This window comes from Acinetobacter sp. YH01019 (assembly GCF_013420285.1).
GTDB classification, from domain to species: domain Bacteria; phylum Pseudomonadota; class Gammaproteobacteria; order Pseudomonadales; family Moraxellaceae; genus Acinetobacter; species Acinetobacter gandensis.
Map to the genome: position 1 here is coordinate 13,370 of NZ_VOYM01000021.1, position 24,151 is coordinate 37,520.

Genomic DNA, 24,151 nt, shown 5'->3' on the forward strand with positions numbered 1-24,151 from the left:
ATTTTGTGAAATTCAAGCGACGTGTAGTAAGGCCAGCGAAATGTACACGACACTTTGTACTCATGCTGGATAAACCTGAAGTGTCATATTTATAGGTAGTTTAAAATGCCAAGACGTCGCGTAGTCGCTGCTCGAGAAATCCTTCCGGATCCTAAGTTCAGCAGCCAAACAATCGCTAAATTCATGAACCACGTAATGCAAGATGGTAAAAAATCTATTGCTGAAAGTATCGTTTACGGTGCTTTAGACCGCGTTCAAGAAAAATCAAAAGTAGACCCAGTTGAATTTTTTGAAGCTACGCTTGAAAAAGTTCGTCCTATGGTCGAAGTAAAAGCACGCCGTGTTGGTGGTGCTACATACCAAGTTCCTATGGAAGTGCGCCCATCCCGTCGTACTGCCTTGGCTATGCGTTGGTTAGTAGATGCTGCTGCTAAGCGTTCTGAAAAAACTATGGCTTTACGTCTTGCTGGTGAGTTGCTTGATGCATCTGAAGGTAAAGGCGCAGCGGTTAAAAAACGTGAAGACGTGCATCGTATGGCTGAAGCCAACAAAGCATTCTCTCACTACCGTTTCTAAGCAAATAAAACAGGCCCTAATCAGGAAGTTGACAGGTTGGTTGTCACCAATTTGTCATTAAAACGCTTTAAGTTGCTAGCAACTTAAAGCGTCCTGTTTTAAACAACAAAATTTAGGAATGCAAGAAATCATGGCTCGTCAAACCCCAATTTCTCGTTACCGTAACATTGGTATCTCAGCGCACATTGATGCTGGTAAAACAACTACGTCTGAACGTATTTTGTTCTACACAGGTGAGAGCCACAAGTTAGGTGAAACTCACGAAGGTTCAGCTACAACTGACTGGATGGAACAAGAGCAAGAACGTGGTATTACTATTACCTCAGCAGCTGTAACATGCTTCTGGAAAGGTATGGGCAACCAGTTCGAACAACACCGTATTAACGTAATTGACACACCGGGACACGTTGACTTCACGATTGAAGTTGAGCGTTCTATGCGTGTTCTTGACGGTGCGTGCATGGTTTACTGTGCTGTAGGTGGTGTACAACCTCAGTCTGAAACTGTATGGCGTCAAGCTAATAAATATAAAGTTCCACGTATCGCGTTCGTTAACAAAATGGACCGTACTGGCGCTAACTTCTTCCGTGCTGTTGAACAAGTTAAAACACGTCTTGGCGGTAATCCAGTGCCAATCGTTGTTCCAATCGGTGCTGAAGAAAACTTCCAAGGTGTTGTTGACCTTATCGAAATGAAAGCGATTATCTGGGATGAAGCATCTCAAGGTATGAAGTTTGAATACGGTGAGATCCCAGCTGACCTAGTTGAGCTTGCTCAAGAATGGCGTACAAACATGGTTGAAGCTGCTGCGGAAGCATCAGAAGAACTCATGGACAAGTACCTAGAAGAAGGCGAGTTGACTAAAGAAGAAATCATTGGTGGTATTCGTGCGCGTACATTGCTGAACGAAATTCAACCAATGCTTTGTGGTTCTGCGTTCAAAAACAAAGGTGTTCAACGTATGTTGGATGCTGTTATTGAATTCTTACCAGCGCCAACTGACGTAGAAGCGATCAAAGGTATTCTTGACGACAAAGACGAAACTGAAGGTTCTCGTGAAGCGTCTGACGATGCTCCGTTCTCTGCACTTGCGTTCAAAATCATGAACGACAAATTCGTTGGTAACTTAACATTCGTACGTGTTTACTCTGGTGTTCTTAAAGCGGGTAGCCCGTGTTATAACCCAGTGAAAATGAAACGCGAACGTGTTGGCCGTATCGTACAGATGCACGCTAACGATCGTCACGACATCGAAGAAATTCGTGCGGGCGACATTGCGGCATGTGTAGGTCTTAAAGACACGACTACTGGTGATACATTATGTGACGAAAACCACGTAATTACACTAGAGCGTATGGAATTCCCAGAGCCAGTAATTGCACTTGCAGTTGAACCTAAAACTAAAGCTGACCAAGAAAAAATGTCAGTTGCTTTAGGTCGTTTGGCAAAAGAAGATCCATCATTCCGCGTGCGTACTGATGAAGAATCAGGTCAAACAATTATTGCTGGTATGGGTGAACTTCACCTTGACATCATCGTTGACCGTATGAAGCGTGAATTCGGTGTTGAAGCGAACATTGGTAAACCAATGGTTTCTTACCGCGAAACGATTAAAAAATCTGTTGAGCAAGAAGGTAAGTTCGTACGTCAAACTGGTGGTAAAGGTAAATTCGGTCACGTATACGTACGTTTAGAACCGCTTGATCCTGAATCAGAAAAAGACTACGAGTTCGCTGAAGAAGTTGTTGGTGGTGTAGTACCTAAAGAATTCTTCGGTGCAGTAGACAAAGGTATCCAAGAACGTATGAAGAATGGTGTCCTTGCTGGTTACCCAGTTGTTGGCATCAAAGCGACATTGTTCGACGGTTCTTACCATGATGTCGACTCTGACGAATTGTCGTTCAAAATGGCAGGTTCTTACGCGTTCCGTGACGGTTTCATGAAAGCGGATCCTATCCTTCTTGAACCAATCATGAAAGTTGAAGTAGAAACTCCAGAAGACTACATGGGCGATATCATGGGTGACTTAAACCGTCGTCGTGGTATGGTTCAAGGTATGGACGATCTTCCTGGCGGTACTAAAGCGATCCGTGCTGAAGTTCCACTTGCTGAGATGTTTGGTTACGCAACTCATATGCGTTCTATGTCTCAAGGTCGTGCGACATACTCTATGGAATTTGCTAAATATGCTGAAACTCCACGTAACGTGGCTGAAGGCATCATTTCTAAGTTCCAAGCTGGCGGTAAAAAAGGTGACGACGAGTAATCTTTCGATTACTATAAGCCCAAACTAATTCATAGTTAAAAACCAAGTGCTCATGCAGTATCCCTGCATGAGTAGTTTAAAAAGGAAGATCTCATGGCTAAGGCTAAGTTCGAACGTAATAAGCCACACGTTAACGTGGGTACAATTGGTCACGTCGACCATGGTAAAACAACTTTAACAGCTGCAATTGCAACTGTATGTGCAAAAACTTTTGGTGGCGAAGCGAAAGACTACGCTGCAATTGACTCTGCACCTGAAGAAAAAGCACGTGGTATTACAATTAATACTTCACACGTAGAATACGATTCAACTATTCGTCACTACGCTCACGTAGACTGCCCGGGCCACGCCGATTATGTTAAAAACATGATTACTGGTGCTGCTCAGATGGACGGCGCGATCCTTGTATGTGCTGCGACTGATGGTCCAATGCCACAAACTCGTGAACACATCCTTCTTTCTCGTCAGGTAGGTGTACCTTACATCGTTGTATTCTTAAACAAATGCGACCTTGTAGACGACGAAGAGCTTCTTGAATTAGTAGAAATGGAAGTTCGTGAACTTCTTTCTACTTATGACTTCCCAGGTGATGACACTCCAGTTATCCGTGGTTCTGCTCTTGCAGCTCTTAACGGTGACCAAGGTCAATACGGCGAGCCAGCTGTTGTTGCTCTTGTTGAAGCGCTTGACTCTTACATTCCAGAGCCAGAACGCGCTATCGATCTTCCATTCCTTATGCCAATCGAAGACGTATTCTCTATCTCAGGTCGTGGTACAGTAGTAACTGGTCGTGTTGAGACTGGTATCGTTAAAGTAGGCGAAGAAGTTGAAATCGTTGGTATCAAAGATACAGTTAAAACAACTGTAACTGGCGTAGAAATGTTCCGTAAACTTCTTGACGAAGGCCGTGCGGGCGAGAACTGTGGTGTTCTTCTACGTGGTACTAAACGTGAAGACGTTCAACGTGGTCAAGTACTTGCTAAACCAGGTGCAATCAAACCGCATACTAAATTCGACGCTGAAGTATACGTACTTTCTAAAGAAGAAGGTGGTCGTCATACTCCATTCCTTAACGGTTACCGTCCACAGTTCTACTTCCGTACTACGGACGTAACTGGTGCGATCGCGCTTAAAGAAGGCGTGGAAATGGTAATGCCTGGTGACAACGTTGAAATGTCAGTAGAGCTTATCCACCCAATCGCAATGGATCCAGGTCTACGTTTTGCGATCCGTGAAGGCGGTCGTACAGTTGGTGCTGGTGTAGTTGCTAAAGTAACTGCATAATCGCTGATTGTGTAAAAAAGGCGCCTCTTTGAGGCGCTTTTTTTTATTCAAATTCAATTAAATATAAAGATTGTCTAACAATAATTCTAAAAGCTGTCCTTAACTGATAATTCACTGTCCTTATCTGCACAAATAAACATTCAATAATTCCTTAATATAAAAAACATCAAAACAAATAATAAATGAGTGATGTATTCACTCAGTAGGAGTTTTTGCATGAATGCTAAAGTAAAGATTACCAATCGCGCAGGTGCGAGCTTTCCAGTTCGTCGTATGAATTTTGATTTCGATGCTGTGCCTGAATATTGGATGAATGGGTCTGCGGGTTTAACGCATTTTATGACTGCTTTATCTGCATTATTTCCAGCGGGTGAAATGTTCTTTATTGACAGTGTTCGTGCTGTGAGACAGCACCCAGCCATTAAAAACAATGAGGTATTGCAAAAAGAGATCAGTGCGTTCATTGGTCAAGAAGCGATGCATACACAAGAACATGAAGGCTTCAATGCTTCGGCTCAGAAATATGGTCATGATGTAGAAGCGCTTGATAAAGCCACAGGTCGTGTAATCCAAGGTGTACGTAAAGTATTTGCACGTATTGGTAAACCCGTTGGAATTACCCAAGAAATGGTGGATTTAACAGCAACCACTGCTTTGGAGCATTTTACAGCAACGATTGCATCTCAATTATTGGTGAATAAACACATCCAGGAATTGATGGCAGATGAAACCATGAAAAATATGTGGTTATGGCATGCAATTGAAGAGAATGAACATAAAGCTGTTGCGTACGATGTCTTTGAAGGCGTATTTGGTAAAGGTTTCAAGGCTTATGCCTTACGCACGGGTTCATTAGTTGGCGCAATGGTCACGTTATTCTTTGTACAGAGCTATTTTGTGGCACGTTTGCTTAAAGAAGATAAGCAACTAAATTTCGCTGCTTTGAAAGATATTTATACCTATGGTTATAGTCCATCAAAAGGCATTATTACGGGTATGGGCAAAGAAATGTTGATGTACTTTAAACCTGGTTTTCACCCAAATGATATTGATACACATGGTTTGCTAAAAACATGGAAAGCATATTTGGGACTTTAATCACAGCGCTGTGGTAACTTTTTGTGAAGAGCGATGAAGATCGCTCTTTTTTTTATTCGACTTTATGAACAAAGTTCCTATAATGCGACTTCCGCAATTGATGAAAGATAAACGAAGATGATTCGTTTGATGCAGCATAGCGATGTGCAGCAAGTATTTGAAATAGAAAAGCTGGTGCAGAGCCATCCTTGGACATTGAAGCAGTTTGAAGAATCGATTGATTCATATCAAAGCACAGTGATCGAACGACAAGGTCAAGTGGTCGGATTTTGTATTTTGCAACCCGTAGTGGATGAAGCAAATTTGCTCCTAATGGCCATTCATCCTTCACAGCAAGGGAAGGGTCTAGGTTATCAATTACTGGATGAGTCGATTGCTTTATTAAAAAATAATCCTGTACAGATATTTTTAGAAGTACGTGAAAGTAATGTTGCAGCTGTAAGACTGTATGAAAAATCTGATTTCCATCAGATCGACCTAAGAAAGAATTACTATCCCAATCCGGATGGAACACGTGAGCATGCCATTATTATGGTTCGGGCTTGTAGTGATGACTTTGCCGCATTATTTAAATAATTATTGAAGAAGCCTTAATTGGGTTAAGTTAAAAAAATCACGGTCATGTATTGAGCATGCCGTGATTTTTTTAACTTAAAATGAAAATCATTTTACTTGATAATGGGGTTATTCCAACCTGAAGGTAAGGTCGTCATCAGGGAATCCCCCAATTGACTTATCTCGTCTTGGGTTAATGGGCGATTGAGTCGACGCCATTGCCCATCAAGTAGAAGCTCTAAAGGAATGTATTGCGACTTGTAATTCATTTTTTGTGAATCGGGCACCCAGTAGCCGAGATACACATATTGTAAGCCTAATTTTTTGGCATGCTCAATTTGTTTGAGAATGGCAAATGTACCTAGTGAGCGGCGACCTTCATCGGGATCAAAAAAGGTATATACCGCAGAGAGGCCATCATCCAAAGGATCACAGGTTGAAACACTAATTAAAAGATCATCTTTCCACAATTCCAAGAAGAAACTGTCTGTACAGCTGTTAATCAGGAATTTTTCAAATTGATCTTGACTAGGTGGGTACATGTCACCATCGGCATGACGCTCGTTGATATAGCGTTCATATAAAGCATAATGCAGATCACTTGCATCTTTCGGTTTGCTAATCTTTACAGTTAAATCTTGGTTACGTTTCCATGCTTTTTTTTGCACGCTGTTCATTTCAAATTCATTTACAGGAACACGAGAAGATAAGCATTGGCGACAAAGATGACATTCAGGACGATAGACAAAATCGCCACTTCGACGAAAGCCCATTCGGGATAATTCAGATAATGTGACCACGTCAATGCGATGGACAGGGTCAAGAAAAACCATCCGTGCCGATTTATTTTCAAGGTAACTACAATCATGCGGAGGCGTGATGTAGTACTGTAATTCATTCAGCAGGGATTTGGGCTGATATGAGTTCATCGCAGTATCCCTCTTTTATTTTCATTCGCTGAGCCGAGCCCATTGCGCTATTGTTTTACTTGAAAATACACTGTCCTGATACTTTTTCCAATCGATAGCAGGTTGTTTTACAACATCTTGTAACGAATTAAGGTACTGTTGGCGAGAAAGTGTACTCGCACCTAAGCTTAATAGGTGATCATTCACCAATTGACAGTCAATCCAAGGCAACTGATTTTCTTGTCCGATCAACATGAGCGTATAAAATGCCATTTTAGAGACATCTGTTCGGGTACTGAACATTGATTCGCCAAAACATCCTTTGCCGATATTGATACCATATAAGCCACCAATGACCATATCATTTTCCCAAACTTCTATGCTGTAGCCATAACCTGCCTTAAACATGGCGCAATAACCTTGAATAATATCTTCTGATATCCACGTTTCATTGGCGTAGCTGCGTGGTAAGGCACAAGAACGAATAACTGTTTCAAACGCATGATTTACAGTAATTTTATAATCCAACTTTTTCATGTTACGCAGCAGTGATTTACTCGGATAATAATCTTCGGGGTGGATAATGCAGCGTGGTTCAGGGCTCCACCAACAAATGGGTTCACCTTCTGAAAACCAAGGAAATAAACCATTTCGATAGGCTTCAAACAATGTAGCAGGAGATAGGTCAGCACCAATGCAGATTAAACCTTCACCTTCGGGATCAACGTCAATGGGATCGGGAAAAATGAATTCTGAAGGTGGGAGAATCTGCATGAAAACTCTACTCAGTTGTGTACAGGTATTTTTATCATACATAAAAAAGCCGACCTGATGGTCGGCTTCTTGGTCTTAAGTTTGATCTGCGAAAGATTAACTTAATGCTGAAATTATTTGCCTAGAGCATCAAGATATTTCTCAGCATCCAATGCTGCCATACAACCAGAACCTGCAGATGTAATGGCTTGACGGTAAATACTGTCTGCAATGTCACCCGCAGCATAAACACCTTCAATTGAGGTTTGTGTTGCGTTACCCGCTGTGCCACTTTGAACTTGGATATAACCATCACGTAAGTTTAATTGGCCTTCAAAAATACCGCTATTTGGCTTATGACCAATTGCAACAAACATACCAGTCACATCAACATCTTGAGTTGAGCCATCTTGTGTTGATTTGATACGCACAGAAGTCACACCAGTATTGTCGCCAATCACTTCATCCACTTGGTGATTCCAAATGATGCTGATTTTGCCTTCTTTTTCTTTAGCAAAAAGATGATCTTGAAGAATTTTTTCAGAACGTAATGTGTCACGACGGTGAACCAAAGTTACGTGTGAAGCGATATTGGAAAGATAGAGTGCTTCTTCCACCGCGGTGTTACCACCACCAACAACCATTACTTTTTGGTTTTTGTAGAAGAAACCATCACAAGTTGCGCAAGCACTTACACCTTGACCCATAAAGGCAGCTTCAGATTCAAGACCTAAATATTGTGCAGTTGCACCAGTACAAATAATTAAAGCATCACATGTAAATTCTTCCATATCACCTTTAAGGACGAATGGACGGACATTTAAGTCAACTTCATTGATATGATCATATACGATTTCAGTACCAAAACGTTCTGCGTGCGCTTGCATCTGTTCCATAAGGGCAGGACCTGTTAAGCCTTCTGCACCACCTGGCCAGTTATCTACTTCAGTTGTTGTGGTAAGTTGACCACCCAATTGAATGCCCGCGATCAGAGTCGGTTTTAGGTTAGCACGTGCAGCATATACTGCAGCACTGTAACCTGCAGGGCCAGAACCTAAAATAATCAAACGTGAGTGACGAGCGCTCATCGGTAGAATCCTTTTTTTATATGATAATTTGTGGAATTATACGTCAAAGTTTAGAACGTTTGTGTGCGATTAAAGTCGATATTATTGATCATTGAAATCGTTTTGAGCTATATAGAATAGAGTTAACAACTATACCTAAATTATCTTGCATCTTTTTTAACTGAACAGGTGCATAATATTGGGTTCAGATTCAGCCCACTTATATTGTGGCTAATGACAAAAACATTTATGAAGAATTGGTTACAGGATCGTATATGACAGCGGTGTCGGGTGCTTATGCACAGCGCTTAATAATGACATTATTCCTTGTCTCATTTGGGATATATCTGTTCCTTGCAACAGTAACATACACACCATTTGATCCAGGTTGGATGCATTTATCCAGTGATACTCAGCAAGTGTCCAACGCCAGTGGTGTCGCAGGGGCGTGGATTGCTGATTTACTCTTTGGATTTTTAGGCTGGGCCAGCCTGTTGATTCCGTTGTATCTGTTTATAGAAGCGATACAAGTGTGGTGGCCACGTAGCTTTCTAAACCGACCGTTTCGTTATGCTGCGCAATTCTTTATTCTGTTAGCTACGTCAAGCTTATTGTTCTTATTTTGGACGGTTCCTGAAGATACGCTTGAAAATGCTTCTGGCGGTATTATTGGCTATGAACTTGGGCAAAGTTTAGAGCAAATCCTCACTGTCTATGGTGCTGCAATCTTCCTGATCGCATTTTGGATCATGCTGTTCACGCTTGCTTTTGGTATTAAGTGGAACAAAACTTGGGTAACGCTGAAAGCAACGCCTGCATATTTGCAAGATTTGTTCTATCGCAATGTGCCTGAAGGGGACACAGCATTTGATCGTACTGTTCCTACGGCTAAAAAAGATGTGGTAACAAGTACACCAAAACAAACAGTTGCATCGGTAACAGCAGCAAATGAACATCATGGCGTAGATGTCGATCCGATTGTGCGAGATCGTGTTGCAGAGCGATTATTTGATGATATTGCTGATAAAGAATTGAATGCACAGCAACAGAGAGAAAGTTTTGTTGATGAGCAAGATGATGAAGAATTAGAACAAGCGATTGCGAAAGCTCATCAGCTAGAGCAAGACAGTAAGCGTGTTGTCTCTTCAGGTGAAGTTTGGCGTGCATTGAATTCAAATGAAGATCAACGTCATAAACAAGATATCGATGCACTACTAAAAGCTGCCGAAGAAGAACAGCCTGTGCCACAAACTGCACATTTTCAAAATGTGGTTGAAACACAGCCGAATGTACAGCAATCTTTTGCTGAAAAGCCTGTCCAAAACCAAAAAGCAGTGGACTGGGATGATGATGAAATATTTGATGAGCTGTTAGCTGCTGTTCCGAATAGTAAAACAGCAACTGATATGCATAGTCCATTCAATATTTCTGAAGCTGATGTGTCAGCTCCTAATATGCCTACAAGTACAGTAGCAGCTGTTGCGGCTGTTTCAGCAGTGACTCAAACTGCAACTTTTAATTCAGCGCAACCAAAGAATATCGCTTTAGAAACTGATTTTGATGGTTTAGATGATTTATTGGTTGAAGATGACGTGGTAGCAGCACGTTCAAATCCAGTTACAGAACAGCCTGTACGCACAGCCAGCAGCTATGCTCAATCTAGTCCATTAGTACGTGCTGAAATTAATACCCAGCCTCAAACTTTTGTCACTGAAGATGAAAAAGCCCTAATCAGTTCAAATAAAGATGTATTCCGTGAAGTGTGGCAAGAAACTGCTGGTAAGCCTGACGAATTTGATCTTGAAGAAGATTTCGATCTAGATGCACCATTAACGGATGCAGCAGGTCGTCCGATGTCACGCGCTATGCAGGTTGCGCAAAAACGTTTAGATTTACCTACTTTGCCGGGGCTCGAGATACTGGATAAAGTTGATCCAAATAAAAAAGTGAATTTTACCGCTGAACAATTGGCTCGATTATCTGAACTTTTAGAAATTAAACTACAAGAATTTAACGTCAAGGCCAAAGTGGTTGAAGCACAGCCAGGGCCGGTAGTCACACGTTTCGAACTTGATTTAGCGCCGGGTGTGAAAGCCTCTAAAGTCACTAATATTTCGCGTGATTTGGCACGTTCAATGTCCATGGCTTCTGTGCGTGTGGTTGAGGTCATTCCGGGTAAACCCTATATCGGGATTGAAGTGCCGAATAGCTCACGTGAAATGGTTCGCCTCATTGAACTATTAGAAACACCTGCTTATCGTGATCCAAATGCCTTACTGAGTATGGCAATGGGTAAAGATATTTCGGGTAATCCAGTCTTGGCCGATTTAGCTAAAGCACCACATATGCTTGTAGCAGGGACAACAGGTTCTGGTAAATCAGTGGCTGTAAATGCGATGTTGCTTTCGATGCTGTTGAAATACACGCCGGAGCAGCTGCGCTTGATTATGATTGACCCAAAACAATTAGAACTTGCCAACTATAACGATATTCCACATTTATTGACACCAGTCGTGACCGACATGAAAGATGCAGTTAGTGCATTGAATTGGTGTGTGAATGAAATGGAGCGTCGTTATAAGCTGATGTCTTTGATGAAAGTGCGTAAGCTGACAGATTATAACCGTAAGATTGAAGAAGCGATCGCCAATGGTGAAGATCTGATTGATCCAACGTGGAAGCCAGATGATTCTGCTACACAAAGTCGTGCACCTCGTTTACAAACGATGCCGTTGATTGTGATTGTTGCCGACGAATTTGCTGACATGATCATGCAAGTGGGTAAAAAAGCAGAAGAAATGATTACGCGTTTGGCTCAAAAATCACGTGCTGCAGGGATTCATTTGTTGTTAGCGACACAGCGTCCAACTGTAGATGTGGTGACAGGTTTGATTAAAGCTAATATCCCAACGCGTGCAGCTTTGCGGGTAAATAGTAAATTGGATTCACGGACCATTTTGGATGCCGGCGGTGCAGAGGACTTACTTGGTCATGGGGATATGTTATTCCTTGGGCCAGGTAAGATTGAGCCAGAACGTGTGCACGGTGCGTTTATTTCAGACGATGAAGTAAACCGTATTTGTGATGCATGGCGTGAACGTGGCGAGCCAAACTATGTGGATGAGATTCTGACGCCATACGACGAAGAACCAACTTCTCGCGGCTTTGAGGATGGGGACGGTGGCTCAGATCGAGATGCTTTGTATGACCAATGCGTTAGCTTTGTACTGGAAACTCGTAAAGCTTCTACTTCTTCGCTGCAACGTAAATTTAGCCTCGGTTATAACCGTGCTGCACGTATCATCGACCAAATGGAAGAAAATGGTATCGTAAGTGGTATGGGACCAAATGGTAAGCGTGACATTTTGGTTTAATCAATTGGATTAGATCTTTCTCTAAAACCTGCTTCGGCAGGTTTTTTAGTACTGAATTAATTTGATTGATAAAATTTTTGCTGAGCTAATTCAATGAAGGCTTTGCATGCTGGACTTATTAATTGTTGATTTTTAACTGCGAGTCCAATCTGTCGTTGCGTATTAGGTGAAAGTGGACGTTTCACCACATGCGGATGTAAAGCTAATAATTCTTTGGGCATAGCCATATCTGCAACGATAGCGATACCTTCTTGTAAATTCACCATATTTAAAATGGTTAAAAGTTGCGACATTTGATAGGTGATTTTGGGTTGAATTTGATGTTGTTGCAGTAACTTTTCCACATGAGACTGACTACCTGCACGGGTCATAATAAAAGGGTAGTTTTGAATATCTTGAATATTCAGTTTAGCTTGTTGCGCGACTTCAAATGAATCCGGAATGAGCGCAATAAAGATGTCTTTTATCAGTGGGAATGTGACCAGTTGCGATTTTGGAAGAACAGCAAAACCGACATCAACTTGTCGCTCCGCAATCCACTGAGATACTTCCGCATCGGTGCCTTCCTCGACAAAAATTTCAATATGTGGATAGCGTTCACGATAGGCTTTTAAAAGTTCAGGTAAAAGGTGGATTGAGCTAGAGGAGCCAAAAGAACCAATTCTTAAAGTTCCTTGTTGGATACCATGAACGGCATTTACTTCCTGCTGCATGATTTGTGTTGTATTGAGTACTTCCTTTGCGTGTAGTAGAAGTTGTTGGCCGATATGTGTTAGGGCAATAGCGCCTTGCTCACGGCTAAATAAGCTGACATTCCAATGTTGCTCTAAGCATTTTAAAGCATGCGATACCGCAGATTGAGTAATACCAAGTTGGCGCGCCGCGAGCGTAAAACTATGTTGCTCTGCGACTTTGACAAATATTTCGAGTTGAGAGAATGTCATTGCCATGAGGAATCACTCATTTTGGTATGAATTATGATGAGGATTATATTGTGCACCATGAACGGTTAAAGATGAAATAGATCCGCTATTTCAAGGCAAAAAAAGCATGAATATTGTGGTGGCATTATTCCCTTTGGTGGCATTAATTGCGATGGGACATGTGCTAAAAAGGACTCAGTTTGTTAAAGATGAATTTTGGGCCAATTCTGAGAAACTGAATTATTTTATTATGTTTCCTGTGCTGCTTTTTTTAAATGTATCTGCGGTACAACTGGATATGCAAACTGTGTCGCGCATGCTCACTGTTTTAGTGCTAGGTACATTAATCGCAAGTGCAGTACTTTGGGGTATTAAGCAATTTACACATATCCCAGTACAACGTTTTGGTGTTTATGTACAAAGTCATATTCGTTTTAATACCTATATTGGCTTGTCATTAATGGGGGCGCTGTTTGGCTCAGAAGGCATGCAAATGTTTGCGATGTTGATTGCTGTGGCTGTTCCTTTGGTGAATATCATTTCTGTCCTGTCTTTTTCCAATATCAGCGTTAAACAGCTTGGACAAACCTGTATTTCTATCGCGAAAAATCCGCTCATTCTAGGTTGTGTAGTCGGTGTTCTATTTAATTTATCAGGTCTCACCTTATTTAATGGTTTAACCGAGCTGCTAAAAATATTGGCGGCAATGAGTTTACCTTTGGGTTTATTGTCTGTGGGAGCGGCATTACAGTTTCAGCAGATGCGTGCAGATGTACGTCGTCTGAGTTTAAATACGATTGGGCGATTAGTTTTAATGCCGAGTTTGGCTTATGTGATAAGTAGTTGTCTGGGTTTAACTGATTTTGAACGGATAATTTTAGTGGTATTTTTTGCTTTGCCGACTGCATCATCGTCCTATATTTTAACGCGCTACTATCAAGGGGATGCGCAACTAATGGCTGCGATTATTAGCGTGCAGACTATTGGTTTTGGCTTGATTTTCCCAGTTTTAATGTTGATTGTGCATTAACTGAAAAAAGGGTAGAGAGTGCTAGATTTAATAAAAGAGTTAATAAAAAAGCCTGCATGATGCAGGCTTGTTGCAAGATTCGCAGCTAAGCAAATTTTGCCAATACTTCAAGGAAACCCGCACTTTGACGTGGGTACTGTGCAATCACATCATGGATGCGCTGACCTTCAGGATTGGTTGCATTTACATCACGGCCATCGGCAACAAACTGAGTCAAAAGACGTTCATAGTCATTCGGACGCATATGTTTGAATGCATGGTAGAGTACGTGAAAGTCGCCATTCACTCCTTCAGGGGGAAGCTGAGTTAAGTAGGCAAATACACGCTCGTCTGACCATTCTTCATTGAACGTTGCTGGCTGAGATAATGCCATCGCAATCTCCTTGCTGGTTTAATCATAAAAAAGGCAAAAATGAGTACGCAAGTAAAATGGTTTTATTCGCCATCTCTAAGTTAAGCGACTCATTTTAGGGTTGGATCAAAAGTTATACTTAGTTATCCCGTTTACTCGAAGCAAAGCTTTTGATCTCACAAAGGAATAAAACTAATCCAGCCAACTCGAAGGATAGCTTCTCGTCTTGCGGCTGGGTAAAGTAGAAACTAATGATTCAGCTACTTCGAAGCAAAGCTTCTCGTCTTACGGCTGGGTAAAGCAGCACTTTACTGATCCAGCCTCATATTTTGCCTTGATTCAATATGCTTGACTAATCAGAATTCAGATTAACGTTCTTCAGGCAAATTGATATTCATTTCAAGCATTTCTATATTCGCTTCTGAACGAACAGACATTTGAATATGTTGTTCATCTACACCACGAACATAGCGGTTAACCACTTGCATGATTTCTTTTTTCATCATGTCAATCTTTTCAGGGCTCAGGCGTTTACCTAAACCATTTTCAGATGCTACGATGACTTTTAAACGATCTTTTGCCGTTTGTGCACTAGACGGTTTTTCGTCGTTGCTAAAAAGTTTACTCCAAAATCCTGCCATGATTACGCTCCAAATAGACGTGCTAACCAACCTTTAGGTTTTACCGTAATATGACGGTAAGGGCGCTCTTCACCTAAGAAGCGAGCCACTAAGTCATCGTAGGCTTGACCCGCTGACTCTTCAGTAAAGAGAATTACAGGTTTACCTTCGTTTGATGCTTGAAGCACGCTCTTACATTCAGGAATTACACCCAAAGTTGGTACGCGTAAAATATCTTTTGAAATGTCATCAATCGTCAACATTTCTTGCTTATCTGCACGTTCAGGGTTAAAACGTGTGATACATAGGTGTTTACGGATACGACCTTCGTTGTTTTCTACTTTTTTGGTTTTGCTATCCAACATTCCAATGATACGGTCAGAGTCACGTACTGAAGAAATTTCAGGGTTGGTCACAATGATTGCTTCATCGGCATGGTACATCGCCAAAATTGCACCACGCTCAATACCTGCTGGTGAGTCACAGATAATGTAATCAAACTCTTGAGAAAGTTCGTCCATTACACGTGCTACACCTTCATCAGTTAACGCATCTTTGTCACGTGTTTGTGATGCAGGAAGAATGTAGAGATTTTCAATATCTTTATCGCGGATAAGCGCTTGTTGTAATCGAGCTTCGTTATTTAATACGTTCACAAAGTCATATACAACGCGGCGTTCACAGCCCATGATTAAGTCAAGGTTACGTAAACCCACATCAAAGTCGATCACAACAGTTTTGTGGCCACGTAGGGCAAGACCTGTTGCAAAAGATGCGCTTGTAGTTGTTTTACCTACGCCACCTTTACCTGATGTTACGACAACAATTTTCGCCACCGAATCCACTCCTGTTATGGTTTAAATCCCCTTTTTTTAATAGGGGTTTGGTGCTTATTTATACATTAAAATTGCAAAGCTTCAAATACTAGCTCTTGCTGGTCATTCAAATAAATATGAACTGGCTGTTTTACCACATGGGGTGGAATATCATCTGCCACGCAATATGTCCCTGCAATAGAAACTAATTCTGCTTCTAAAGAGTGACAGAAAATGCGTGCCGCATGGTTGCCACCCGCTCCGGCAATGACTCTACCACGCGCGCTACCATAAATATGTATATTTCCTGAAGCAATTGCTTCAGAGCCGCTGTTTATACCTGCATTGATAATGATATCGCCATGATCTTGAACGATACATTGACCAGTACGCAATATTTCATTGTGATAAGAGGTGATATGACGAATTGCAGGTGCTGCGGTAACAACCGGCTGATCTTCAGTTACAGGCGCAGCAGTAACAGGTTCTTCAACCACTTGTTCACGTGTTGGCTTCACTTGTTGAAGTTGACGGTCTGCTGGAACAACAGGGAACTGAATCGCACGTGCTTGTTCCGATAAAGGACCTTCTGTCACACCAATAGGCTGTATATCTAGGCTAATTAAAAGCTGAATGAGCGCAATCAACTCTTGATCAACAGTACTTTCAATAACAGCGAGTGTTCCAGGTGGAAATGCTTTTTGGAACATTGGAGTGAGTTGCTGGCGGATCGCATCATGATCATTGGTATCGAGGTGAATGCGAATCGCATTGACCATTTTGCCTTTTATCCGTATATCAGCCATATTGAATCCTTGAGACTTCTAACTATTGCTATTGTGCCGAAGTAGTTATGTTGTAAATAGAGCAAATCCTAGAACAATTTCCAGCAATACTCTAGGGATGTTGCTAATTATTTTTGACTGAGTGTTTATTCTGTAGCTTGGTCTTGTTCTTGCATAATTTGCTGCCATTGTTTGACTTTAACTTGTTTGCGAATGGCTTCTAAACTTTCAAAAACAGCTGAACGAACCAATTCATCTAATTTTTCATTATTTTCAATTTCAATACGAGTGATTCGATTCGAAATATCTAAATAAAAGTTAGGTTTACTTTGCGTCGATTGATTTGGATAAGCCAATGGTGAAATCAAACCTTCAGTAATGTTTTCTCCCAAACGCTGACCAATACTTTGAATTTGCTGTTCAATACGACTACCCACAATCGGAATGAGTCGAAGTAACTGAGTCAGTTCTGGAGTATCTTCAATTGCTTGACTGACAATTTGTCCCACATTTTTCGCAATTAGGTCTCGCTCGGCACGTAATTCTTTGGTTAAATTTTCTTGTAAAATTTCGGCCAAAACTTGTGTAAACAAATCACGATGGTGCTGTACCACATTGCTAATCAAATCTTTATGTGTGGTACTGGTATTCAGCTCATGCTTAATCCCATCGAGTACCGTTAATACCACACGATCAGAGAGTTCTTCCATAATCACGCGATAATAAAATAAGGCTTTCTTTTGAATAGACGAAGGGATGATTTGGTAGCCCATTTCATACAAACGATAAGCGATGACACCTGCACGGAATAATCGTAAAAAGCGTAGGTGGGGGATAATGGCTAAAATTTCATACCAATGAATAAATGGGAAGAAAAACCAACGTTGATGATGTTTGTTGATAATGGCATAGGCCCAACGCACCACTAATTCTACAATCAAGAAGATGATAAACCACGCTTCAGTGGTTATAACCCAAGGATGTAAATGCTCGCGGTAAAAACTAAGCACATCTGGCAGATGGATGCTATTAAAGAACCAACTGCCTAAATTGCTCATTAAGAAAAAGTTCATGCACAGGCAGAACAAGTTAAAAACAATAATGAACACCATAAAAGTGTCATAGACCAAGAACAGCTTAAACGACCAGCTATTTGGATTGACCTGATGGTATTTCGACTTTTTGTTTTGTTGCTGTGTGTTCTGCGTCATATAAAGTTTCTTCTTAATTATTTATTCACTTGATACTGAGCTTTTAAACGATCAATTAACTGATCCTTTTCGGTCCAAAGTTGATCTACCCAGTTTTGGAATTTTTCACGGAATTCAGCATCATCTTCATAATTACCGCCAAGTACCCACTCAGGGATTTCAATCTTGCGCAAATCAACGGCAATACGCGGGACGTCACCAAGCCAAAACTCACCGTAACCTGGGACACCATTCGGATAGATGATTGTCATATCAACGAGTGCATCAATTTGATCACCTAAAATATTCAGTGCAAGTGCCAATCCACCTGCTTTGGGTTTAAGCAGATTTTTGTAAGGAGATTGTTGCTGAGCATGCTTTTCCGGCGTAAAACGCGTACCTTCTAAATAGTTTAAAAGGGTAAATGGCTGACTGAGCAGTTGTTCACAAGATTTTCGTGCTTCCTCCATATCACGGTATTTAAGCTCTGGATTTTTTGCAATCTGTTCTTTGCTGTGACGTTTCATCATCGGGAAGCCTAAAATTTTGAAGGCTTGTCCAACAAAGGGAATAAAAATAAGTTCCCATTTGGTAAAGAAACGGGTCAATGGCATACGGGTTAAACCAAAATATTGGTTGACCGTCGTATCCACCCAGCTTTGATGATTACAGGTCATTAAATAGCGACCTTGCATATTAAGATCTAAATCTTCATCAATCGTGATATCCCATTGGGTGTTAGGTAAAACATTGTCAATCAACCAGTTATTAACTGTTAACCAGCTGTTGGTAATTTTGATATTGGTTTCATCGACTTTACGAGATTTTTTAAAAAGTTTGGTTAAACCTAGGGCAAGGACAGGAGGCCCATGAAAAAATGTGCTTCCTGTCATGACAGATCCGACAGTCAATCCTTTGCTAATTTTTTTTAGTGTCGGTTGCTTATTGCTTTGAGATGACATATAAAAAAGTCCTGACGGAAATCGTCCTAATTATGATTGATTCAGACAAATATAGTTCGAGTTGATTAAATAAAAAAGAGCATCTGCTCAACTGTGAAGAAATTGTGATGGATTTAACAATTATTTCTCGAGTTCATATTACAAATTGTAAATAAACGCTTTATTATTAACAAAAAATCAATGGTCGGACCATTTTTTTTACTTCATCATTTCAACCATACAACAAAACACAAAGAAGGAGGCATGCAATGCGTGCACTAGTAATTTCGGCAGTAGTTGGGGCGTTGGCACTTACTGGTTGCCAAAACATGGAATATGACAAAGCAGCGATCGGTACTGGTCTTGGTGCTCTTTTAGGCGCGGGTATTGCTTACTCGAATGCTGACAAAGACAAAATGGGTCAAGCAGCTGCAATCGGTGCTGTTGTCGGTGGTGGTGCTGGTCTTCTTCTTGATAAGAAAGAAAAACGTCTTAAACAAGAACTTGCTGGTACTGGCGTAGATGTAGGCCGTAATCCAGATGGCTCAATCAACCTAGTTATGCCATCAGTAACATTCGCGACTAACTCTTCAACAATTCAATCTCAGTTCCAATCTGCATTGAATGACGTTGCTAAAGTATTACGTGAAGATGGTACTGCGAACAAACTTGCAATCGTTGTACACGGTCACACAGATAACACTGGTACTGATGCGATCAACAACCCATTGTCTCAAAACCGTGCTAACTCAGTGAAAAACTACCTAGCGTCTCAAGGTATTTCTTCAACTCGTATTACTGCACGTGGTTACGGTTCAACTTCTCCAGTAGCGGATAACTCAACTGCTGCAGGTCGTGAACAAAACCGTCGCGTAGAAATTTCAGTTTACGAAACTAAATAATTTAGTTGCGTAGATAAAGGCCACCTTCGGGTGGCTTTTTTTATGCCAATTTTAATGACCGATAAAACACATTTTGCATTAGGCAAGATGAGTTCAGATGACTATAATCATCCTCGGATTAAAAAGAGGAAAGACTATGTCACTGGCAAGTCAGTTGAACGACAAGCAACTTGAAGCAATGAAATACACTCAAGGACCCTTGTTAGTACTTGCAGGGGCAGGTTCAGGCAAAACATCGGTGATTACCCGTAAAATTGCTTATTTGGTGAAGCATTGTGGGATTCCTGCGCACCGTATTACCGCGATGACCTTTACCAACAAGGCCGCACGTGAAATGAAGGAACGTGTGACCAAGCTAATGAGCCGTGAAGAGGCGAAAGGGCTGTCGGTTTCTACATTCCATAATTTCGGGCTGAACATGCTGCGCTTGGAATTAAAAAATACGCCACTGAAAAATAATTTTTCTATTTTAGATGCAGATGATTGCAAACGTATTTTGATGGATTTAATGCACCGCGATAATTTGTCGGGTGCGGAAAGTAAAGAGCTCATTGCCAAGGCCATGAAAATGATTTCAGATTGGAAAAATGATCTGATTCCACCTGAGCAAGCACATACCACCTGTGAAACGGCTGAAGATGTTCAATTTGCGCATCTGTATCAACTATATGAGCGAAATTTACGTGCATACAATGCTGTCGATTTTGATGATTTGATTGTGATGCCGACGCGATTGTTGCAGGAAAATGCAGAAGTACGTGATCGTTGGCAAAATCGTATCCGCTATTTATTGGTGGACGAATATCAAGATACCAACACCGCGCAATATATTTTGGTGAAATTACTCGTGGGCGTGATGGGGCAATTCACTGCAGTAGGTGATGACGACCAATCTATTTATGCATGGCGTGGTGCGAAGCCCGAAAATATGGCGTTATTGAACGAAGATTTTCGTAACTTAAAAGTGATTAAGTTAGAGCAGAACTATCGTTCGACCAGTCGTATTTTGAAAGCAGCAAATACCGTGATTGGCAATAATCCACATATTTTTGATAAAAAATTATGGTCGGATAAAGGTCATGGTGAAGTAATTCGTGTGATTACTTGTCGTAATGATGACGATGAATCAGAACGTGTTGTTAAAGACTTGATCACACATAAATTGATGAATGGTAAAAACTGGAAAGATTACGCCATTTTGTATCGCGGAAACTTCCAAGCGCGTGCGCTTGAAACGCAGCTTCGCCAAATGCAGATCCCGTATAAATTATCGGGCGGTCAGTCATTCTTTGCTCGTGCCGAAATTAAGGATTTGATGAGCTACTTGCGTTTGATCATCAATCCTGAAGATGACAGTGCATTCTTACGAATTATCAATACGCCAAAACGTGCCATTGGCCCTGTGACTTTAGAAAAGCTCGGACTGTTTGCACAAGAGAGTAATTTATCTTTACTCAGTGCGGCAGGTGATCAGCGCTTGAGTATGGCGATTCCGAAAAAAGCTACAACACAATTGGCTGAATTTGCGGACTTTATTTCAACCTTTACCCGTGAATTGTTAGAAGATGATGAGCCAGTACCGATTATTCGTCGCATGATGATTGAAGCGGGTTATATCGACTATGTGAAAGAGTCGGCAGCAACGCCAGCGCAGGAAAAAACCAAACTGGATAATATTGAAGTACTTTATAGCAGCATTCAAAGTTTGATTAACCGAGCTGAAGATGTCGATGAAAAGAACATAGAAAGTGTGATTCGTAAAATGGTGCTGCTCGATATGTTAGAACAGCAACAAGAAGAAGAAGATACCGATAAAGTCAATTTGTTGACCTTGCATGCATCGAAAGGTTTGGAATTTCCTTTTGTCTACTTGATTGGCCTGGAAGAAGAAATTCTACCGCATAAAAACTCAATCGCTGCGGATACTGTCGAGGAAGAACGTCGTTTGATGTATGTAGGTATTACCCGTGCACGTCAAGGCTTAACCATGACATTGGCTGAGCAGCGTAAAGCGGGTGGTCAAATGCGTCAGATGACACCAAGCCGTTTCTTGGACGAGCTTCCACAGGATGAATTGGAATGGTTAGGTCGCAAGAAAAAACTGGCCGGTGATATCGATCCTAAACAGCAAGCACAGCATTATTTAGAAAATTTACGTGCGCTGATTAAGCGTTAAAGCTTAAAGCGTAGAAAATATTATTTATTTTTGAAATTCGTTTTATTGAAACAGGAATGAACCATGAAAGTTCAAGTTAAAGTTCTCGACACACGTTTAGGTACAGAATGGCCTATGCCGACTTATGCAACAACAGGTTCAGCTGGCCTAGATCTACGTGCATGTGTAGAAGCAACAACAGTCATTGAACCAGGCCAAACTGTTCTAGTTAAAACAGGTTTATCGATTTACATCGAAGATAGTAATTTTGCAGGTTTAATTTTGCCGCGTTCGGGTCTTGGTCATAAACACGGTATCGTATTGGGTAATCTTGTTGGTCTAATTGATTCGGACTACCAAGGCGAGCTTATGGTATCGGTTTGGAACCGTAGCCAAACTGCATTCAGTTTAGAGCCAGGTGAGCGTCTTGCTCAATATGTCTTGGTTCCTGTAGTTCAAGCACAGTTTGACATTGTGGATGAGTTTGAAGCGACTGAGCGTGGTGCAGGTGGTTTTGGACACACGGGTAAAAACTAAGTAGTTGCATTTAACAGTCTAAGAAAAATCAATTATTGTCATCATTTTTCATATGCATAAATTGATCTAAAAAAGGGCAATTAAAATTGCCCTTTTTTAGTTAATTGATACATCGAATTTATCAGAGAAAATGAATTGTAGAGCTTTGTTGATCTCAATTTGCTCTTGATCTGTTTTTTATTTGGTTGATTATGCGTATTGGTTAACGATTATTACGGCAAAAATCAATTATTTGAATGCAATTGATGTCGTTCTGAAACAAGCTTAACTATTTTTGTACAGATTGAAATATAAAATACTGTCATCTATCACTAAAATAAATTGTTTAGAGAATCTCTGAGTTTTGTAAGTTGTATAGAATATTCAGCTTCTAAGCTTCGGATATTTTTAATAAAAGTATTTTAATCTTAAGAAACATTTTGCAATAATATAAATTGTTTTTTATCATTTGTTTAATTTTTATTAATTGATTCTTAAATTAATTTGTTATAAAAACGCTACACCTTTTTCAGGTTTTCATAATTTAATTGAAGGTTCAAATTCAACACAGAATTGAACGTAGCAATAAATTAAGCATGATTAGAAGAACGTACTATGGGTTCACTGTTCAATTTTCCTACACATATTTTCCGTGCATACGATATTCGGGGAAAAGTATCGCTGCTGAATGCAGATATTGTCCATTCAATTGCACATGGATTAGTGAAGCAATATAAAAAAGCCAATCAATACCGTATTGCAATTGGTTATGACGCACGATTGACCAGTCCTTATTATGCTCAAATTATTCAAGATGTTTGCTTACATCATCATATTGATGCCGAAATCATTGGCTGCTGCTCAAGTCCAATGCTGTATTACATTGCACGTCAATTTGGAGGCAATGGCATTATGGTGACTGCAAGCCATAATCCAAAGTCAGATAATGGTATTAAATGGATTATTCAAGGGGAACCGCCTTGTCCTGCAATGATTCAGCAGGTTGCTGAAGAAGCAAAACACATTTTCATACCACAAAAAAATCCGTTAATGCAGGCGTTGCCTCAACATGAGATTCGCCCAGAGTTTTGTTCGCAATATCAACAATATATTTTAAATGATATTCATATCCGACAACCCTTTAATGTGGTAATCGATGGCATGCACGGTTCTGCTGGGCATTGTGCTGCATTACTTTTGAATAAACTGGGCGGGCAGGTGACCGCTTTGCGTTGTCATGCTGATGGCCATTTTCCAGATCATGCCCCAGATCCATCCCAAGTTAAACATTTAGAAAAAATGCGTGAGATGGTGCTTAGTCAACAGGCTGACATTGGTATCGCACTTGATGGTGATGGTGACCGCTTAGTATTGGTGGATGAATTAGGCCAAATCATTTCGGCAGATCGTTTGTTATGTTTATTTGCGCAGATTTGTTTGGAGGCTAAGCCTACATCTGAAGTGGTTTATGATGTGAAATGCTCGACCATGATTCGTGACACAGTTTTAAGCATGGGTGGACAACCCACTATGATTCGAACAGGAAGTAGCTTTTTACGAAAGTACATTTCCCAATCGCAAGCCAAAGCTGTTTTTGGTGGCGAATATGCTGGCCACTATGTATTTAACGATGGACGTGGCGCAGGCTACGATGATGGTCTTTATGCGGCATTACGAGTGATTGAGTTTATACAGGATAAAGGATTAACACTTTCCCAAGCCTTAGCACTTTACCCTGAACGCGCTGGTACAGAAGATCTTTATATCAGCACTCATCACCATGATCCCTTACAGCTACTCAAACATGTTGAGGAAAAATCTCAGGCGATTTCTGCACAAATGAGTAAAATCGATGGGATACGTCTTGATTTTGATGATGGATTTGGCATCATTCGAGCATCGAATACAGGGGAGTATTTCACAGTGCGCTTTGATGCCGATCATCCAGAGCGTTTACAGGAAATACGAGAACTGTTTGTTTCCATGTTAAAAGAGCAATATCCAGTGATTGCTCAAGACATATTAGATGCTCAATAAGGAG

At 40.9% G+C, this 24,151-nt stretch carries 21 protein-coding genes; 11 read left to right on the forward strand and 10 right to left on the reverse strand.

Going from position 1 to position 24,151, the window contains the following annotated elements; all coding sequences use genetic code 11:
• Positions 1-105: 105 nt before the first annotated feature.
• The 5 genes from rpsG to rimI all read left to right on the forward strand — a co-directional run bounded on the left by rpsG (position 106) and on the right by rimI (position 5,800).
• Complete coding sequence (gene rpsG, locus FTT84_RS07225; RefSeq protein WP_064096978.1) at positions 106-576, forward strand: 30S ribosomal protein S7; 471 nt, start codon at positions 106-108, stop codon at positions 574-576.
• 130 nt (positions 577-706) lie between these two features.
• Positions 707-2,842: an elongation factor G gene (gene fusA / locus FTT84_RS07230; protein ID WP_180080648.1), complete on the forward strand. Its 2,136-nt coding sequence runs from the start codon at positions 707-709 to the stop codon at positions 2,840-2,842.
• Between the two features lie 93 nt (positions 2,843-2,935).
• Entirely contained in the window at positions 2,936-4,126 is a 1,191-nt protein-coding gene (tuf, locus tag FTT84_RS07235) for an elongation factor Tu (protein WP_067761367.1), read from the forward strand.
• 216 nt (positions 4,127-4,342) lie between these two features.
• The gene (locus FTT84_RS07240) at positions 4,343-5,224 is read left to right on the forward strand and encodes a metal-dependent hydrolase (RefSeq protein WP_180080650.1); all 882 of its coding nucleotides are present in this window, start codon (positions 4,343-4,345) and stop codon (positions 5,222-5,224) included.
• Positions 5,225-5,341: 117 nt separating this feature from the next.
• Complete coding sequence (rimI, locus tag FTT84_RS07245; protein WP_067766151.1) at positions 5,342-5,800, forward strand: ribosomal protein S18-alanine N-acetyltransferase; 459 nt, start codon at positions 5,342-5,344, stop codon at positions 5,798-5,800.
• A gap of 92 nt (positions 5,801-5,892) precedes the next feature.
• On the opposite strand, the gene FTT84_RS07250 is transcribed toward rimI, so the two are convergent.
• The 3 genes from FTT84_RS07250 to trxB form a co-directional block, all read right to left on the reverse strand.
• Positions 5,893-6,708: an arginyltransferase gene (locus tag FTT84_RS07250; protein ID WP_180080652.1), complete on the reverse strand. Its 816-nt coding sequence runs from the start codon at positions 6,706-6,708 to the stop codon at positions 5,893-5,895.
• 21 nt (positions 6,709-6,729) lie between these two features.
• Positions 6,730-7,461 carry a leucyl/phenylalanyl-tRNA--protein transferase gene (gene aat / locus FTT84_RS07255; RefSeq protein ID WP_067766157.1) on the reverse strand — a complete coding sequence of 244 codons (732 nt, stop codon included), beginning with the start codon at positions 7,459-7,461 and terminating at the stop codon, positions 6,730-6,732.
• 113 nt (positions 7,462-7,574) lie between these two features.
• A complete protein-coding gene (gene trxB / locus FTT84_RS07260; protein WP_067766160.1) occupies positions 7,575-8,528 on the reverse strand; it encodes a thioredoxin-disulfide reductase in 954 nt (317 codons plus the stop codon).
• A gap of 254 nt (positions 8,529-8,782) precedes the next feature.
• On the opposite strand from trxB, the gene FTT84_RS07265 reads away from it, so the two are divergent.
• Positions 8,783-11,881, forward strand: coding sequence for a DNA translocase FtsK (locus tag FTT84_RS07265; protein ID WP_180080654.1), 3,099 nt, complete (start codon positions 8,783-8,785; stop codon positions 11,879-11,881).
• A 56-nt stretch (positions 11,882-11,937) separates the two neighbouring features.
• Here FTT84_RS07265 and FTT84_RS07270 read toward each other — a convergent pair whose 3' ends face one another.
• The gene (locus FTT84_RS07270; protein WP_180080670.1) at positions 11,938-12,825 is read right to left on the reverse strand and encodes a LysR family transcriptional regulator; all 888 of its coding nucleotides are present in this window, start codon (positions 12,823-12,825) and stop codon (positions 11,938-11,940) included.
• 106 nt (positions 12,826-12,931) lie between these two features.
• Between FTT84_RS07270 and FTT84_RS07275 the strand changes: the two genes are divergently transcribed.
• Complete coding sequence (locus FTT84_RS07275; protein WP_180058742.1) at positions 12,932-13,834, forward strand: AEC family transporter; 903 nt, start codon at positions 12,932-12,934, stop codon at positions 13,832-13,834.
• Between the two features lie 85 nt (positions 13,835-13,919).
• Here FTT84_RS07275 and FTT84_RS07280 read toward each other — a convergent pair whose 3' ends face one another.
• The 6 genes from FTT84_RS07280 to FTT84_RS07305 form a co-directional block, all read right to left on the reverse strand.
• Positions 13,920-14,207 (reverse strand): PA4642 family protein, encoded by a 288-nt coding sequence (locus FTT84_RS07280; protein WP_067766167.1) that lies wholly within the window; start codon positions 14,205-14,207, stop codon positions 13,920-13,922.
• 347 nt (positions 14,208-14,554) lie between these two features.
• A complete protein-coding gene (minE, locus tag FTT84_RS07285) occupies positions 14,555-14,827 on the reverse strand; it encodes a cell division topological specificity factor MinE (protein ID WP_067766168.1) in 273 nt (90 codons plus the stop codon).
• Positions 14,828-14,829: 2 nt separating this feature from the next.
• Complete coding sequence (gene minD, locus FTT84_RS07290; RefSeq protein WP_067766170.1) at positions 14,830-15,642, reverse strand: septum site-determining protein MinD; 813 nt, start codon at positions 15,640-15,642, stop codon at positions 14,830-14,832.
• Between the two features lie 65 nt (positions 15,643-15,707).
• Positions 15,708-16,427 (reverse strand): septum site-determining protein MinC, encoded by a 720-nt coding sequence (gene minC / locus FTT84_RS07295; RefSeq protein ID WP_180080656.1) that lies wholly within the window; start codon positions 16,425-16,427, stop codon positions 15,708-15,710.
• Positions 16,428-16,552: 125 nt separating this feature from the next.
• Positions 16,553-17,617, reverse strand: coding sequence for a preprotein translocase subunit SecA (locus tag FTT84_RS07300; RefSeq protein ID WP_180058740.1), 1,065 nt, complete (start codon positions 17,615-17,617; stop codon positions 16,553-16,555).
• A gap of 17 nt (positions 17,618-17,634) precedes the next feature.
• On the reverse strand, positions 17,635-18,558 hold the full coding sequence (locus tag FTT84_RS07305) for an acyltransferase (protein ID WP_180080658.1): 924 nt from the start codon (positions 18,556-18,558) through the stop codon (positions 17,635-17,637).
• A 248-nt stretch (positions 18,559-18,806) separates the two neighbouring features.
• Here FTT84_RS07305 and FTT84_RS07310 point away from each other — a divergent pair, with 248 nt between their 5' ends.
• The 4 genes from FTT84_RS07310 to FTT84_RS07325 all read left to right on the forward strand — a co-directional run bounded on the left by FTT84_RS07310 (position 18,807) and on the right by FTT84_RS07325 (position 24,147).
• On the forward strand, positions 18,807-19,439 hold the full coding sequence (locus FTT84_RS07310) for an OmpA family protein (protein ID WP_067766185.1): 633 nt from the start codon (positions 18,807-18,809) through the stop codon (positions 19,437-19,439).
• 136 nt (positions 19,440-19,575) lie between these two features.
• A complete protein-coding gene (locus FTT84_RS07315; protein ID WP_067766191.1) occupies positions 19,576-21,615 on the forward strand; it encodes a UvrD-helicase domain-containing protein in 2,040 nt (679 codons plus the stop codon).
• A 63-nt stretch (positions 21,616-21,678) separates the two neighbouring features.
• Positions 21,679-22,131 (forward strand): dUTP diphosphatase, encoded by a 453-nt coding sequence (gene dut, locus FTT84_RS07320; RefSeq protein WP_067766198.1) that lies wholly within the window; start codon positions 21,679-21,681, stop codon positions 22,129-22,131.
• A gap of 594 nt (positions 22,132-22,725) precedes the next feature.
• Positions 22,726-24,147, forward strand: coding sequence for a phosphomannomutase/phosphoglucomutase (locus FTT84_RS07325; protein ID WP_180080660.1), 1,422 nt, complete (start codon positions 22,726-22,728; stop codon positions 24,145-24,147).
• The last annotated feature ends 4 nt before the right edge of the window (positions 24,148-24,151 follow it).